The following is a 14,694-nucleotide window of genomic DNA, read 5'->3' on the forward strand; positions in this document are numbered from 1 at the left end:
GTTTCCACCCCGCGCTAGCGGCGCTTCGACTTCCGGTCGTCCTTGACGTGGCCGCGGAAGGTGCGAGTCGGCGAGAACTCGCCGAGCTTGTGGCCGACCATCGACTCGGTGACGAACACCGGGATGTGGGTCTTGCCGTTGTGCACCGCGATCGTGTGACCCAGCATGCTGGGAATGATCATCGAGCGTCGGGACCAGGTCTTGATGACGTTCTTGGAACCGGCTTCGTTCTGGACGTCCACCTTCTTTACGAGGTGGTCGTCGACGAAGGGCCCCTTCTTGAGACTGCGCGGCATCTAAACCCGCTCCTAGCGCTTCTTGTTCGACTTGCGGCGACGGACGATGTACTTGTTGCTCGCCTTGTTGCGATCACGAGTACGACCCTCCTTCTGACCCCACGGCGAGACCGGGTGACGACCACCGGAAGTCTTGCCTTCACCACCACCGTGCGGGTGGTCGACCGGGTTCATCACGACACCACGCACGGTCGGGCGGACGCCCTTCCAGCGCATGCGGCCGGCCTTGCCCCAGTTGATGTTCGACTGCTCGGCGTTGCCGACCTCGCCGATGGTGGCGCGGCAGCGGACGTCGACCAGACGGATCTCACCGGACGGCATGCGAAGGTGCGCCATGGCGCCTTCCTTCGCGAGCAGCTGCACGGAGGCACCCGCGGAGCGGGCGAACTTCGCGCCGCCGCCGGGCCGCAGCTCGATGGCGTGGATGGTCGTACCCACCGGGATGTTGCGCAGCGCCATGTTGTTGCCGGGCTTGATGTCGGCGCCAGGGCCGCTCTCAATCCGGTCACCCTGCTGCGTGCCGCGCGGGGCGAGGATGTAGCGCTTCTCGCCGTCCGCGTAGTGCAGCAGCGCGATGCGCGCGGTGCGGTTGGGGTCGTACTCGATGTGCGCGACCTTGGCCGGCACGCCGTCCTTGTCGTGACGACGGAAGTCGATCACGCGGTAGGCGCGCTTGTGTCCGCCACCCTGGTGACGAACGGTGATCCGACCGGCGTTGTTACGGCCGCCCTTGCTGTGCAGCGGGCGAACCAGCGACTTCTCCGGCGTGGACCGCGTTACCTCGACGAAGTCGGCGACGCTGGAGCCACGACGGCCCGGCGTAGTCGGCTTGTACTTGCGGATTCCCATTTCTCAGTCCTCGTCCGATATTCGGACCAGGGCGCTCCGTTAGGAGGCCTGGCCGAAGATGTCGATACGGTCGCCCTCAGCAAGGGTCACGATGGCGCGCTTGGTGTCGGCACGCTTGCCGAACCCGGTGCGCGTACGCTTCCGCTTGCCCTGACGGTTGATCGTGTTGACGCCGGTGACCTTGACCGAGAAGACCGCCTCGACGGCCTGCTTGATCTGGGTCTTGTTGGCGCCCGGGGCCACGATGAACGTGTACTTGCCCTCGTCGAGCAGCGCGTACGACTTCTCGGAGACGACCGGCTTGACGAGGACGTCGCGCGGGTCCGAGAAGGACTTGCTCAGCGGGGTGGGCTCAACGGCGATCTTGCCCTCGGTCGCGATGCGCTTCGCCTTGGCGACACGCGCGGCCTTGGCGGCCTTCGCAGCCTTGGACGCGATGCTCTGGTGACGAATAGCCATCAGGCTTCGCTCCCTTCGGTCTCATCGGCCTTGGGGCCAGACACGAAGGACTCGAAGGCGGCCTTGGTGAAGACCACGTCGTCCGAGACGAGCACGTCGTACGTGTTCAGCTGGCCCGGCTCCAGGATGTGCACCTGGGGCAGGTTGCGGGCGGAGAGCAGCGAAGTCTCGTCCGCACGGTCGATGACCAGGAGCACGTTCTTGCGCTCGCTGACCTTGCCGAGCAGCGTCTTCGCGGCCTTCGTGGAGATGTCGCCCTCGACCACGTTGGTGACAACGTGGATGCGAGCGTTGCGGGCCCGGTCGGTGAGGGCGTGGCGCAGGGCCGCGGCCTTCATCTTCTTCGGGGTCCGCTGCGAGTAGTCACGCGGCTGCGGGCCGTGGACGACGCCACCGCCGGCGAACTGCGGCGCACGGGTCGAACCCTGGCGCGCGCGGCCGGTGCCCTTCTGGCGGTAAGGCTTCTTGCCGCCACCGCGGACTTCGCCGCGACGCTTGGTCTTGTGCGTGCCCTGACGGGCAGCGGCCAGCTGCGCGACGACGACCTGGTGGATCAGCGGAATGCTGATCTTCTCGACGTCGAAGATCTCCGCGGGGAGCTCGACCGTCCCGGTCTTGTCGCCTGCCGGCGAAAGGATGTCAATGGTGCTCATGGGTTACCTCAGGCCCCCTTGGCCGCAGTACGGACCAGGACGAGGCCGCCGTTCGGACCAGGAACCGCGCCCTTGATGAGCAGCAGACCCTTCTCCGCGTCAACGGCGTGGACGGTCAGGTTCTGGGTGGTGACCCGCTCGCTGCCCATGCGACCGGCCATGCGCTGGCCCTTGAACACACGGCCAGGCGTGGCGCAGCCACCGATGGAACCGGGCTTGCGGTGCACGCGGTGGGCACCGTGGGAGGCCTTGCCACCGGCGAAGTTGTGACGCTTCATCACACCGGCGAAGCCCTTGCCCTTGCTCTTGCCGGTGACGTCGACCTTGATACCGGCCTCGAACGTCTCGGCAGTCAGCTCCTGGCCGAGGGTGTACTCGCTGGCACCAGCGGTACGGATCTCGACGAGGTGGCGACGGGGGGTCACGTCGGCCTTGGCGAAGTGGCCCTTGAGGGGCTTGTTCACCTTGCGCGGGTCGATCTCGCCGAAGGCGATCTGGACCGACTCGTAGCCGTCGCTGTCATTCGTACGGACCTGGGTAACGACGCAGGGTCCGGCCTTGACCACGGTCACCGGGACGACACGGTTGTTCTCGTCCCAGACCTGGGTCATGCCGAGCTTCTCGCCCAGGATGCCCTTGATCTGCTTGGTCATCTTCTCCGCGCCCTTCAGAGCTTGATCTCGATGTCAACGCCGGCCGGAAGGTCCAGGCGCATCAGCGAGTCAACGGTCTTGGGCGTCGGGTCGAGGATGTCGATCAGGCGCTTGTGCGTGCGCATCTCGAAGTGCTCGCGCGAGTCCTTGTACTTGTGCGGCGACTTGATGACGCAGTACACGTTCTTCTCAGTGGGCAGCGGCACCGGGCCCGCGACCGACGCACCAGTGCGAGTCACCGTCTCGACGATCTTCTTCGCCGAGGAATCGATGACCTCGTGGTCGTAGGCCTTGAGCCGGATGCGGATCTTCTGTCCCGCCATGGCTACTTAGTAGTCCTTTGTCTCGAACGCTCTGACCCCCGGAAGGTCCTTTTTTCTACTTCCTCCGACCCACGCGGTCGGGCGTGTCGCAGTCCCGCTCACACAGTTCTCCCGAAGGAGTTCCCTGCTAGGGGCTGCGGCCCTGAATGACCGCGGGTCCGGGGGAAGAAACCCACCGGGCGCCTGGCCGAGCGACCGCACTGCACTTCCCGAAAGATTCCCGTACGTCCGCCTCAGCGCTGCCTGCAGATCCTTGCGGACCCTTCGACAGATGGGGCGACGAGTACTGTGGGACTCGCTTTCGGTCCTCCCGGCGGGAGGCGCGCAGCATCGGCACTCAACCGAGCAACCAGGACAGTCTGCCATACGGGGCATGTCTGGGGCCAATCGAGCCGAAGAGAGTACCCGCTGCGTGACGGAGATCAAACCCGGGGTGCGGTCGGCGCGCCGGGCTTCCGTTCGTGCAGGGTGGGCGGGGTGAGTGCTGCATCTGCCCCCGGCCCCGGCGCCGGTTCCGACCCCCGCTCCGCGCCGCGCTTCGTCCCGCGGAAGCACATCAACCCCCGCTTCGAGGACGACCTGGCGTTCTCGTACGTGAGCGGCCCTGCCGAGTACGCGGACGAGAGCGCACGCCCCGTCCGGTACCTCGCGGCAGCGGACGAGCACGGCACCGTCACCACCTACGTCTGGGCGAGCGACGCAGACGACGCAGACGACGCGGCCGGGTGGATCGTCCGCAGGGACGCCGGGAACAAGGCGGTCAACGACGGCCGGTGGATGCGGCGGCTGCGCGACGGCAAGGAGCGGGGCCTCGCCCCCACGGCGGTCCTGCACGAGCTGGTGCGGGACGTCCCTGCCGTGGTGCCCGGCTCGCTCACGACGGCCCCGGACCTGGCCTCCCTGTACGACCTGGCGGACCGGCCCTTCCGACGGCCCGTGTGGCGGTCGCCCGGCGCCGCCCTGCACGGCCTCGCCATCGGCGACGCGATGGGCCGCCCCCTCTCGCTCCTGCCCATGGACCGCATCACGGCGCTCTACGGCACCTGGGAGTCGATGGAGCTGCCGCTCTCCGAAGGCAGCACGGACGGCACGGACGGCACGGACGGCACGGTCCGCGTGTCCGACCAGACACAGCTCACCCTGGCCGTCGCCGAGGCCTTGGCGGAGGTGGCGGTGCGGGCCGCCGCGCCGGAGGCGGAGGCCCGCCGGGCCCTCACGCTGCGGGGCGCCCTCCCGGCCCCGCCCTGGCTGACCCCTGCGGCGGTCGCCACTGCCCTGCGAACGCACTTGGTCAACTGGCTCCGCTCCCCCGACAACGACCGCTCCCCCGGCCGTACGACACTCGACGCCTGCACCGCCCTGACGACCCCCGCCCCCTGGCAGCAGGCGTCCGCCATCGGCTCCAAGGGCTGCGCCGCGGTGGTCCGGGCGACGGCCGTGGGCCTGGCCCCCCACCTGACCCCCGACCAGCGCTCGGGCATCGCCCAGCTCCAGGCGGCCCTCACCCACGGCCACCCCACCGCACTGGCCGCGAGCGATCTGGTGGCCCACGCGGTCGACCTCCTCGCCCACCGCTGCGCGACCGCCGACCTGCTGCCCCTCCTGCGCGCCCACGCGGAGACGTCCCGCTCCGCGTACCGCAGGGACTGGCTCGGCGACCTGGCGGCGCGGGCCGGGGCCCGTAACCCCGCGGAGTTCATCGCGGCGGGCTGGGACGAGTGCCTGGTGGCGCTGTCGGCCGTGGAGACCGCGGTGCGGGCGGGCACCCCGCACCACGAGCCCGGCCGGGCGGTGGGCGCGGCCTGGACGGCCGACGCGGTCCTCGCCGGTGCCCTGTACGCCTTCCTCACCACGGACAACCACCCCCGCAACGCCATCCGCCGCGCGGCCCACACGTCGGGCGCCTCCGCGGCGACGGCGGCGCTGACCGGGGCGCTCGCCGGAGCGCGCCGCGGGCCTTCGGGGTGGCCGCCGGAGTGGGTGGATGCGGTGGAGTACGGGGAGCGGCTGAGGGCCTTGGGCCACTCCTGGAACCGGTCCTGAGCCCGTGATGTACAACCTGTTGGCCACCGACGCGGCGGCTCCCGGCAGGATCGCCGCCGTGCTTGCATCGGCCTTCGGCGTCGACGTCCAGGACGTGGATGTCGCCGACGCCCTGGGCGACCCCGACGCACGGAACTGGGACGCCCCCGTGTCGTGCGAGTACACCGGGCTGCGCGGGCACCTGGCGTGGTCCTACGAGATCCATGCGCGGGAGTCCGTCGCCGCGCCGCCCGCGGAGTCGGCGCTGGCACGACAGGTCGCCGCGGCGACCGGGGCGGCGGTCCTGTTCCCCGCCGAGGGGGTCCGGCCGAGCGCCTACTGGGCGGCGGTCCCCGACGGCCGCTGCACCAGGGCGCGCCTCTACGAACCCGACGACGAGACCCCCACCCATCGCGTCGACGCCGTGGAGTCCCCCGTGCCACAGCTGCCGGACGCTCGCGTCACGAGGATCCACGAAGTGGCGGACGGAGGGGCCTGCCCCTAGCAGCGGGCCTCTCGGGCAAGCAAAAGGGCCCGTACGACCGAAGTCGTACGGGCCCTTCCGATACTGCGAGGTACTACTGAGCGCTCAGTTCAGAGCAACCGGGTTACCCCGATCAACGCGCAAGCGAATGCTTACTTGTTGATCTTGGTGACCTGGCCGGCGCCGACGGTCCGGCCACCCTCACGGATGGCGAACTTCAGGCCCTCTTCCATCGCGACGGGCTGGATGAGCTCAACGGTCATCTCAGTGTTGTCGCCCGGCATGACCATCTCGGTGCCCTCGGGGAGGGTCACGACGCCGGTCACGTCGGTGGTGCGGAAGTAGAACTGCGGGCGGTAGTTGTTGAAGAACGGGGTGTGACGGCCACCCTCGTCCTTCGACAGGATGTACGCCTGGGCCTCGAACTCGGTGTGCGGCGTGACCGAACCGGGCTTGATGATGACCTGGCCGCGCTCGACGTCCTCGCGCTTGATGCCACGGAGGAGCAGACCGACGTTCTCACCGGCCTGGCCCTCGTCGAGCAGCTTGCGGAACATCTCGATGCCGGTGACCGTGGTGGTGGTCTTGTCCTGCTTGATGCCCACGATGTCAACGGTCTCGTTGACCTTGAGGATGCCGCGCTCGATACGACCGGTGACGACGGTGCCACGACCGGTGATCGTGAAGACGTCCTCGATCGGCATCAGGAACGGCTTGTCGACGTCGCGCTCGGGCTGCGGGATGTTCTCGTCCACGGCCTTCATGAGCTCGAGGACGGTGTTGCCCCACTCCTTGTCGCCCTCAAGGGCCTTCAGAGCGGAGACCTTGACGACCGGCAGGTCGTCGCCCGGGAACTCGTACTCGGAGAGGAGCTCACGGACCTCGAGCTCGACGAGCTCCAGGATCTCCTCGTCGTCCACCATGTCGGCCTTGTTCAGGGCGACAACGATGTACGGAACGCCGACCTGGCGGGCCAGGAGCACGTGCTCCTTGGTCTGCGGCATCGGGCCGTCGGTGGCGGCAACCACGAGGATCGCGCCGTCCATCTGCGCGGCACCCGTGATCATGTTCTTGATGTAGTCCGCGTGACCGGGGCAGTCGACGTGGGCGTAGTGACGCGCCTCGGTCTGGTACTCGACGTGCGCGATCGAGATCGTGATACCGCGCTGGCGCTCCTCGGGAGCCTTGTCGATCTGGTCGAAGGCCGAGGCCTCGTTCAGGTCGGGGTACGCGTCGTGCAGCACCTTGGTAATGGCGGCCGTGAGGGTCGTCTTACCGTGGTCAATGTGACCGATGGTGCCGATGTTGACGTGCGGCTTAGTCCGCTCGAACTTTGCCTTCGCCACTGAATCCTCCTGCGGAGTGGTTCTGTACGCCTTGCTTCATCGGCGCCAGGTGATCTTTGCTGGGAAGCCAGCCGCCGGGGTTCCTGCCCTGCGGGGAAGAACCCCGGCGGATGGTGTCAAGCCTAAAGCGTGAACTCGGGTGAGTTACTCGCCCTTGGCCTTCGCGATGATCTCCTCGGCGACGTTCCGCGGAACCTCGGCGTAGGAGTCGAACTGCATTGAGTAGCTTGCGCGACCCGACGTCTTGCTGCGGAGGTCTCCGACGTAGCCGAACATCTCCGAGAGGGGCACGAGGCCCTTCACGACGCGAGCGCCGCTGCGCTCCTCCATGGCCTGGATCTGGCCACGGCGGGAGTTGATGTCACCGATGACATCGCCCATGTAGTCCTCGGGCGTGGTGACCTCGACGGCCATCATCGGCTCGAGCAGCACGGGGGACGCCTTGCGCGCGGCCTCCTTGAAGGCCTGCGAACCGGCGATCTTGAAGGCCAGCTCGGAGGAGTCGACCTCGTGGTAGGCGCCGTCGAGAAGCGTGATGCGAACACCAGTCATCTCGTAGCCCGCGAGGATGCCGAACTGCATGGCCTCCTGCGCACCGGCGTCCACCGACGGGATGTACTCCCGCGGGATGCGGCCACCGGTGACCTTGTTCACGAACTCGTACGACGCGTCGCCGTCCGTGATGGGCTCGATCGCGATCTGCACCTTGGCGAACTGACCGGTACCACCGGTCTGCTTCTTGTGGGTGTAGTCCACGCGCTCGACGGTCTTGCGGATCGTCTCGCGGTACGCGACCTGCGGCTTGCCGACGTTCGCCTCGACGCGGAACTCGCGCTTCATGCGGTCGACGAGCACCTCGAGGTGAAGCTCGCCCATACCACCGATGATGGTCTGGCCGGTCTCCTCGTCCGAGTGGACCTGGAAGGAGGGGTCCTCCTCCGAGAGGCGCTGGATGGCGACACCCAGCTTCTCCTGGTCACCCTTGGACTTCGGCTCGATGGCGACCTGGATCACCGGCGCCGGGAAGTCCATGGACTCCAGGATGACCGGCTTCTTGTCGTCACAGAGCGTCTCACCAGTGGTGGTCTGCTTCAGGCCCATGACGGCGACGATGTCACCGGCGCCCACCGACGCGATCTCCTCACGCTTGTTCGCGTGCATGCGGTAGATCTTGCCGATGCGCTCCTTCTTGCCCTTGACGGAGTTCAGCACCGCGGTGCCGGCCTCCAGGCGACCGGAGTAGATCCGGACGAAGGTGAGCTTGCCGAGGTGCGGGTCGCTCGCGATCTTGAACGCGAGGGCCGACAGCGGCTCGTCGTCGGACGGCTTGCGCGAGACGACCGTCTCCGGGTCCTTGACGTCGTGGCCCTCGATGGCCTCGACGTCCAGGGGGGACGGCAGGTAACGCACGACCGCGTCGAGCAGGGGCTGGACGCCCTTGTTCTTGAACGCGGTGCCACAGAACACGGGGGTGACGGTGGTGTCGCCGCCCTTGCCGGAGGCGATGGTGATGCGACGGATCGCCGCGTACAGCTGCTCCTCGGTGGGCTCCTGGCCCTCGAGGTACAGCTCCATCATCTGCTCGTCGTTCTCGGCGACAGCCTCGAGGAGCTTGCCGCGGTACTCGTCGGCAGCCTCGGTGTGCGTGTCGGGGATGTCGACGATGTCGTAGGCCTCGCCCATCTTGGTCTCTGCGGACCAGACGAAGGCCTTCATCGTGACGAGGTCGACGACGCCCTTGAAGTCAGCCTCTGCACCGATGGGCAGCTGCATGACGATCGGGGTCGCACCGAGGCGGTCGACGATCATGTCGACGCAGCGGTGGAACTCGGCACCGGTGCGGTCGAGCTTGTTGACGAAGCAGATGCGCGGGACGCCGTAGCGGTCCGCCTGACGCCACACGGTCTCGGACTGGGGCTCAACACCGGCGACGCCGTCGAACACCGTCACCGCACCGTCGAGCACGCGGAGCGAACGCTCCACCTCGACGGTGAAGTCGACGTGGCCCGGGGTGTCGATGATGTTGATGGTGTGGTCGACGTCGTTCAGCGGCCAGTGACAGGTGGTGGCAGCAGAGGTGATCGTGATGCCACGCTCCTGCTCCTGCTCCATCCAGTCCATCGTGGCGGCGCCGTCGTGGACCTCGCCGATCTTGTACGACACACCGGTGTAGAACAGGATCCGCTCGGTGGTCGTCGTCTTGCCCGCGTCGATGTGGGCCATGATGCCGATGTTGCGCACCTTGGCCAGGTCAAGTGAAGTGGTAGCCATGTCGGCTCAGTCTTCTCTCGGTCTCGATGGGGGTAGCGACTACCAGCGGTAGTGCGCGAAGGCCTTGTTGGACTCGGCCATCTTGTGGGTGTCCTCGCGCTTCTTCACAGCGGCACCGAGGCCGTTGGAGGCGTCGAGGAGCTCGTTGAGCAGACGCTCGGTCATGGTCTTCTCGCGACGGGCGCGGGAGTAACCGACCAGCCAGCGCAGGGCGAGCGTGTTCGCACGGCCCGGCTTGACCTCGATCGGGACCTGGTAGGTCGCGCCACCGACACGGCGGGACTTGACCTCGAGGGTCGGCTTGATGTTCTCGAGCGCGCGCTTGAGGGTGATGACCGGGTCGTTGCCGGTCTTCTCCTTCAGGCCCTCCATGGCGCCGTACACGATGCGCTCGGCGGTGGAGCGCTTGCCGTTCAGCAGCACCTTGTTGATGAGGGAGGTCACCAGAGGAGAACCGTAGACCGGGTCGATGATGACCGGGCGCTTCGGGGCGGGGCCCTTACGAGGCATTCTTACTTCTCCTTCTTGGCGCCGTAGCGGCTTCGGGCCTGCTTGCGGTTCTTGACGCCCTGGGTGTCAAGGGAGCCGCGGATGATCTTGTAGCGAACACCCGGCAGGTCCTTCACACGGCCACCACGCACGAGCACGATGGAGTGCTCCTGCAGGTTGTGTCCCTCACCCGGAATGTAGGCCGTGACCTCGATCCCGGAGGTCAGACGCACACGCGCGACCTTACGGAGTGCCGAGTTCGGCTTCTTCGGGGTGGTCGTGAACACACGCGTGCAGACGCCGCGGCGCTGGGGCGAACCCTCGAGTGCGGGCGTCTTGTTCTTCTCGACCTTGTCCTGCCGGCCCTTCCGGACCAGCTGCTGGATCGTAGGCACTACTTCTCCGGTTTCTGTGTGCCGAATAGTAAAGCTAACCTGGAACGTCGCCGACCCACGCGGTCGGGTGTGTCGAATGCTGCAGACTCCCGCCGCAAGGCGGAAAGGGGCGCAGATTACGGTGGCCGTTCTAGGACTCCCGCTGCGGTTGAGGACACGCGCGCGAGCCCAGGCACACCCCAGGCACAAGGTCTGAGCGTACCTACCTCATCGGGTTCGGTCAAAACAAATGCGATGGGGGGCGACACGCCGGGCTTTTCGATTCGTCCGCGAACGCCCCTCGGTCCGCACAACGCCGCCCTCCGGGCCAAACCGTGCCACCGACGGCGTGTCCGCCGCCCTGGTGGCCGCCAGGACGGCTCTGCGCCCGTCCTGTCCCGCCACCGGAGCCCTGACATCGCCCAGGGCGGGGGTTTGTACGTCAGCTGCGTCACCGCGGTGGAAACGCCGAAGGGCGCTCATCCCGCGTACGGGATGAGCGCCCTTCAACAAACCGAACTCAGGCCTTACTGGTTGTACGGCCCGTAGTCGTAGTCCTCCAGCGGAACGGCCTGGCCGGAGCCCGTGCCGAACGGGGAGTAGTCGATGTCGTCGTAGCCGACGGCCGAGTACATCGCGGCCTTGGCCTCTTCGGTCGGCTCGACCCGGATGTTGCGGTAGCGGGAGAGACCCGTACCGGCCGGGATGAGCTTACCGATGATGACGTTCTCCTTGAGGCCGATGAGGCTGTCGGACTTGGCGTTGATCGCCGCATCCGTCAGGACTCGGGTCGTCTCCTGGAAGGAGGCGGCCGACAGCCAGGATTCCGTCGCCAGCGAGGCCTTGGTGATACCCATCAGCTGCGGACGGCCGGAGGCGGGGTGACCGCCCTCGGTGACCACACGACGGTTCTCGGTCTCGAACTTCGAGCGCTCGACGAGCTCGCCCGGCAGCAGCTCCGCGTCGCCGGACTCGATGATCGTCACGCGGCGCAGCATCTGCCGGATGATGATCTCGATGTGCTTGTCGTGGATCGACACGCCCTGGCTGTTGTAGACCTTCTGGACTTCGCCGACCAGGTGGACCTGGACCGCGCGCTGACCGAGGATCCGCAGCACGTCGTGCGGGTTGGTGGCACCGAAGGTGAGCTTCTGGCCCACCTCGACGTGGTCACCCTCACGCACGAGGACCTTGGCACGCTTCGAGATCGGGAAGGGAGTCTCGTCGCTGCCGTCGTCCGGCGTGACGACGATCTTCTTGGTCTTCTCGGTCTCCTCGATACGGATGCGGCCTGCCGCCTCCGAGATCGGGGCGACACCCTTGGGCGTACGAGCCTCGAAGAGCTCGACGACACGGGGCAGACCCTGGGTGATGTCGTCACCGGCCACACCACCGGTGTGGAAGGTACGCATCGTCAGCTGCGTGCCGGGCTCACCGATGGACTGGGCGGCGATGATGCCGACCGCCTCACCGATGTCGACCAGCTTGCCGGTGGCGAGCGAGCGGCCGTAGCAGAAGGCACAGGTGCCGACCGCGGACTCACAGGTCAGGACCGAGCGGGTCTTGACCTCCTCGACGCCGTTGGCGACCAGGGCGTCGATGAGGACGTCACCGAGGTCGACGTTGGCCGGCGCGATGACCTTGCCGTCGATGACGACGTCCTCGGCCAGCATGCGGGCGTAGACCGAGGTCTCGACGTTCTCCGTCTTGCGGAGCACACCGTCCTCGCCCTTGACCGCGATCTTGAGCTTCAGACCGCGCTCGGTGCCACAGTCCTCCTCGCGAATGATGACGTCCTGCGAGACGTCGACCAGACGACGGGTGAGGTAACCGGAGTCGGCGGTACGGAGAGCCGTGTCCGCCAGACCCTTACGGGCACCGTGCGTGGAGATGAAGTACTCGAGAACGGTCAGGCCCTCACGGAACGAGGCCTTGATCGGACGCGGGATGGTCTCGTTCTTCGCGTTCGACACCAGACCACGCATACCCGCGATCTGACGCATCTGCATCATGTTTCCTCGGGCACCCGAGTCAACCATCATGAAGATGGGGTTCGTCTTCGGGAAGTTCGCGTTCATCGCCTCGGCAACCTCGTTGGTCGCCTTGGTCCAGATCGCGATGAGCTCCTGCGTGCGCTCGTCCTTGGTGATCAGACCGCGCTCGTACTGCTTCTGGACCTTCTCGTCCTGGGCCTCGTAGCCCGCGACGATCTCCTTCTTGGCCTCGGGGACCACGACGTCGGAGATGGCCACGGTGACGCCGGAACGGGTCGCCCAGTAGAAGCCCGCCGCCTTCAGGTTGTCGAGCGTCGCCGCCACGATGACCTTGGGGTAGCGCTCGGCGAGGTCGTTGACGATCTCGGAGAGCTGCTTCTTGCCGACCGAGTAGTCGACGAAGGGGTAGTCCTCGGGCAGCAGCTCGTTGAAGAGCGCGCGGCCCAGCGACGTACGCAGCCGGAAGCTGTCGCCCTGCTGGTACGGCCGCTCCTCGAGGCCCTCGTCCCCGGCCTCGGAGACCGGCGGGGTCCAGCCGCGCGGCGGGATGGTGCCCACCGGGAAGCGGATGTCGATGGACGACTGCAGCGCGAGCTCACCGGCGTCGAACGCCATGATCGCCTCGGCCGTGGAGCCGAACGCACGGCCCTCGCCCTTGACGTCACGGAGCTCACCGTCGGTGGTCAGGAAGAACAGACCGAGGACCATGTCCTGGGTCGGCATCGTGACCGGACGGCCGTCGGCCGGCTTGAGGATGTTGTTCGAGGACAGCATCAGGATGCGGGCCTCGGCCTGCGCCTCCGCGGAGAGCGGCAGGTGCACGGCCATCTGGTCACCGTCGAAGTCCGCGTTGAACGCGGTGCAGACGAGCGGGTGGATCTGAATGGCCTTGCCCTCGACCAGCTGCGGCTCGAAGGCCTGGATGCCGAGGCGGTGCAGCGTGGGCGCACGGTTCAGGAGAACCGGGTGCTCCGCGATGACCTCTTCCAGGACGTCGTACACGACCGTGCGGCCGCGCTCGACCATCCGCTTCGCCGACTTGATGTTCTGCGCGTGGTTGAGATCGACCAGGCGCTTCATCACGAACGGCTTGAAGAGCTCCAGCGCCATGGCCTTCGGCAGACCGCACTGGTGCAGCTTCAGCTGCGGACCGACGACGATCACGGAACGCGCGGAGTAGTCCACACGCTTACCGAGAAGGTTCTGACGGAAACGGCCCTGCTTGCCCTTGAGCATGTCGCTCAGGGACTTCAGCGGGCGGTTACCGGGACCGGTCACCGGGCGACCACGACGACCGTTGTCGAAGAGGGCGTCCACGGCCTCCTGGAGCATGCGCTTCTCGTTGTTCACGATGATCTCGGGCGCACCGAGGTCGAGAAGGCGCTTCAGGCGGTTGTTGCGGTTGATCACGCGGCGGTACAGGTCGTTCAGGTCGGAGGTCGCGAAGCGGCCACCGTCCAGCTGCACCATCGGACGCAGGTCCGGCGGGATGACCGGCACGCAGTCCAGAACCATGCCCTTGGGGCTGTTGCTGGTCTGCAGGAACGCGGAGACGACCTTGAGGCGCTTGAGCGCACGGGTCTTCTTCTGGCCCTTGCCGGTACGGATGATCTCGCGGAGGCGCTCGGCCTCCTCGTCGAGGTCGAACGACTCGAGGCGCTTCTGCAGTGCAGCGGCACCCATCGAGCCGTCGAAGTACGTGCCGAAGCGGTCACGCAGCTCGCGGTAGAGCAGCTCGTCGCCCTCGAGGTCCTGGACCTTGAGGTTCTTGAAGCGGTTCCACACCTCGTCGAGACGGTCGATCTCGCGCTGCGCACGGTCGCGCAGCTGCTTCATCTCACGCTCGGCACCTTCGCGCACCTTGCGGCGCACGTCGGCCTTGGCGCCCTCGGCCTCGAGCTCGGCCAGGTCGGTCTCGAGCTTCTTGGCGCGGGCCTCGAGGTCGGAGTCGCGACGGTTCTCGACCTGCTGGCGCTCCACGGAGACGTGCGCCTCCAGGGAGGGCAGGTCGCGGGTGCGGCGCTCCTCGTCCACGAACGTGATCATGTACGCCGCGAAGTAGATGACCTTTTCGAGGTCCTTCGGGGCGAGGTCGAGGAGGTAGCCGAGGCGCGACGGGACGCCCTTGAAGTACCAGATGTGCGTGACGGGCGCGGCCAGCTCAATGTGGCCCATCCGCTCACGACGCACCTTGGCGCGAGTGACCTCTACGCCACAGCGCTCACAGATGATGCCCTTGAAGCGGACACGCTTGTACTTGCCGCAGTAGCACTCCCAGTCCCGGGTCGGACCGAAGATCTTCTCGCAGAAGAGTCCGTCCTTTTCGGGCTTGAGCGTGCGGTAGTTGATGGTCTCCGGCTTCTTGACCTCGCCGTGGGACCACTGTCGGATGTCGTCCGCGGTGGCAAGGCCGATCCGCAGCTCGTCGAAGAAGTTGACGTCGAGCACTTTGTCGTCAATCCCTCTTTCGGGGTCGAGTCT

13 protein-coding genes are annotated in these 14,694 nt (G+C 67.0%); 2 read left to right on the top strand and 11 right to left on the bottom strand.

Going from position 1 to position 14,694, the window contains the following annotated elements:
- Window positions 1-14 precede the first annotated feature (14 nt).
- The 6 genes from rpsS to rpsJ are packed head-to-tail and all read right to left on the bottom strand — an operon-like array spanning window position 15 to window position 3,233.
- Window positions 15-296: a 30S ribosomal protein S19 gene (gene rpsS / locus ABZV77_RS07800; RefSeq protein WP_356251643.1), complete on the bottom strand. Its 282-nt coding sequence runs from the start codon at window positions 294-296 to the stop codon at window positions 15-17.
- A 12-nt stretch (window positions 297-308) separates the two neighbouring features.
- Window positions 309-1,145 (bottom strand): 50S ribosomal protein L2, encoded by an 837-nt coding sequence (gene rplB / locus ABZV77_RS07805; protein ID WP_062775138.1) that lies wholly within the window; start codon window positions 1,143-1,145, stop codon window positions 309-311.
- A 39-nt stretch (window positions 1,146-1,184) separates the two neighbouring features.
- Window positions 1,185-1,604, bottom strand: a complete 420-nt coding sequence (gene rplW, locus ABZV77_RS07810; protein ID WP_055564827.1) for a 50S ribosomal protein L23 — start codon at window positions 1,602-1,604, stop codon at window positions 1,185-1,187.
- Window positions 1,604-2,257, bottom strand: coding sequence for a 50S ribosomal protein L4 (rplD, locus tag ABZV77_RS07815; RefSeq protein ID WP_356251647.1), 654 nt, complete (start codon window positions 2,255-2,257; stop codon window positions 1,604-1,606). The genes rplW and rplD overlap by 1 nt, the downstream gene beginning before the upstream one ends.
- Before the next feature lie 8 nt (window positions 2,258-2,265).
- Window positions 2,266-2,910, bottom strand: a complete 645-nt coding sequence (gene rplC / locus ABZV77_RS07820; RefSeq protein WP_055564825.1) for a 50S ribosomal protein L3 — start codon at window positions 2,908-2,910, stop codon at window positions 2,266-2,268.
- 14 nt (window positions 2,911-2,924) lie between these two features.
- On the bottom strand, window positions 2,925-3,233 hold the full coding sequence (gene rpsJ / locus ABZV77_RS07825; protein WP_003948644.1) for a 30S ribosomal protein S10: 309 nt from the start codon (window positions 3,231-3,233) through the stop codon (window positions 2,925-2,927).
- Window positions 3,234-3,710: 477 nt separating this feature from the next.
- On the opposite strand from rpsJ, the gene ABZV77_RS07830 reads away from it, so the two are divergent.
- Window positions 3,711-5,276 carry an ADP-ribosylglycohydrolase family protein gene (locus tag ABZV77_RS07830; protein WP_356251650.1) on the top strand — a complete coding sequence of 522 codons (1,566 nt, stop codon included), beginning with the start codon at window positions 3,711-3,713 and terminating at the stop codon, window positions 5,274-5,276.
- 7 nt (window positions 5,277-5,283) lie between these two features.
- Window positions 5,284-5,760: a hypothetical protein gene (locus ABZV77_RS07835; protein WP_356251653.1), complete on the top strand. Its 477-nt coding sequence runs from the start codon at window positions 5,284-5,286 to the stop codon at window positions 5,758-5,760.
- Window positions 5,761-5,891: 131 nt separating this feature from the next.
- Here the strand turns inward: ABZV77_RS07835 and tuf are convergent, their stop codons facing one another.
- The 5 genes from tuf to ABZV77_RS07860 form a co-directional block, all read right to left on the bottom strand.
- Window positions 5,892-7,085 (bottom strand): elongation factor Tu, encoded by a 1,194-nt coding sequence (gene tuf / locus ABZV77_RS07840; protein WP_356251658.1) that lies wholly within the window; start codon window positions 7,083-7,085, stop codon window positions 5,892-5,894.
- A gap of 144 nt (window positions 7,086-7,229) precedes the next feature.
- Window positions 7,230-9,356 (bottom strand): elongation factor G, encoded by a 2,127-nt coding sequence (gene fusA / locus ABZV77_RS07845; protein WP_356251661.1) that lies wholly within the window; start codon window positions 9,354-9,356, stop codon window positions 7,230-7,232.
- 39 nt (window positions 9,357-9,395) lie between these two features.
- Complete coding sequence (rpsG, locus tag ABZV77_RS07850; protein WP_055553483.1) at window positions 9,396-9,866, bottom strand: 30S ribosomal protein S7; 471 nt, start codon at window positions 9,864-9,866, stop codon at window positions 9,396-9,398.
- Between the two features lie 2 nt (window positions 9,867-9,868).
- Window positions 9,869-10,240 (bottom strand): 30S ribosomal protein S12, encoded by a 372-nt coding sequence (gene rpsL / locus ABZV77_RS07855; protein ID WP_003948652.1) that lies wholly within the window; start codon window positions 10,238-10,240, stop codon window positions 9,869-9,871.
- A gap of 506 nt (window positions 10,241-10,746) precedes the next feature.
- Window positions 10,747-14,661: a DNA-directed RNA polymerase subunit beta' gene (locus tag ABZV77_RS07860; protein WP_356251664.1), complete on the bottom strand. Its 3,915-nt coding sequence runs from the start codon at window positions 14,659-14,661 to the stop codon at window positions 10,747-10,749.
- Window positions 14,662-14,694: the final 33 nt, after the last annotated feature.

The organism is Streptomyces sp. NPDC004732 (assembly GCF_040609235.1).
Lineage (GTDB): Bacteria > Actinomycetota > Actinomycetes > Streptomycetales > Streptomycetaceae > Streptomyces.

Coding starts and splice junctions, on each gene's coding strand:
- fusA (WP_356251661.1), bottom strand. CDS start 9,356: ATGGCTACCACTTCACTTGACCTGGCCAAGGTGCGCAACATCGGCATC.
- rpsG (WP_055553483.1), bottom strand. CDS start 9,866: ATGCCTCGTAAGGGCCCCGCCCCGAAGCGCCCGGTCATCATCGACCCG.
- rplD (WP_356251647.1), bottom strand. CDS start 2,257: ATGAGCACCATTGACATCCTTTCGCCGGCAGGCGACAAGACCGGGACG.
- rplW (WP_055564827.1), bottom strand. CDS start 1,604: ATGGCTATTCGTCACCAGAGCATCGCGTCCAAGGCTGCGAAGGCCGCC.
- ABZV77_RS07835 (WP_356251653.1), top strand. CDS start 5,284: ATGTACAACCTGTTGGCCACCGACGCGGCGGCTCCCGGCAGGATCGCC.
- rplB (WP_062775138.1), bottom strand. CDS start 1,145: ATGGGAATCCGCAAGTACAAGCCGACTACGCCGGGCCGTCGTGGCTCC.
- rpsJ (WP_003948644.1), bottom strand. CDS start 3,233: ATGGCGGGACAGAAGATCCGCATCCGGCTCAAGGCCTACGACCACGAG.
- rpsS (WP_356251643.1), bottom strand. CDS start 296: ATGCCGCGCAGTCTCAAGAAGGGGCCCTTCGTCGACGACCACCTCGTA.
- rplC (WP_055564825.1), bottom strand. CDS start 2,910: ATGACCAAGCAGATCAAGGGCATCCTGGGCGAGAAGCTCGGCATGACC.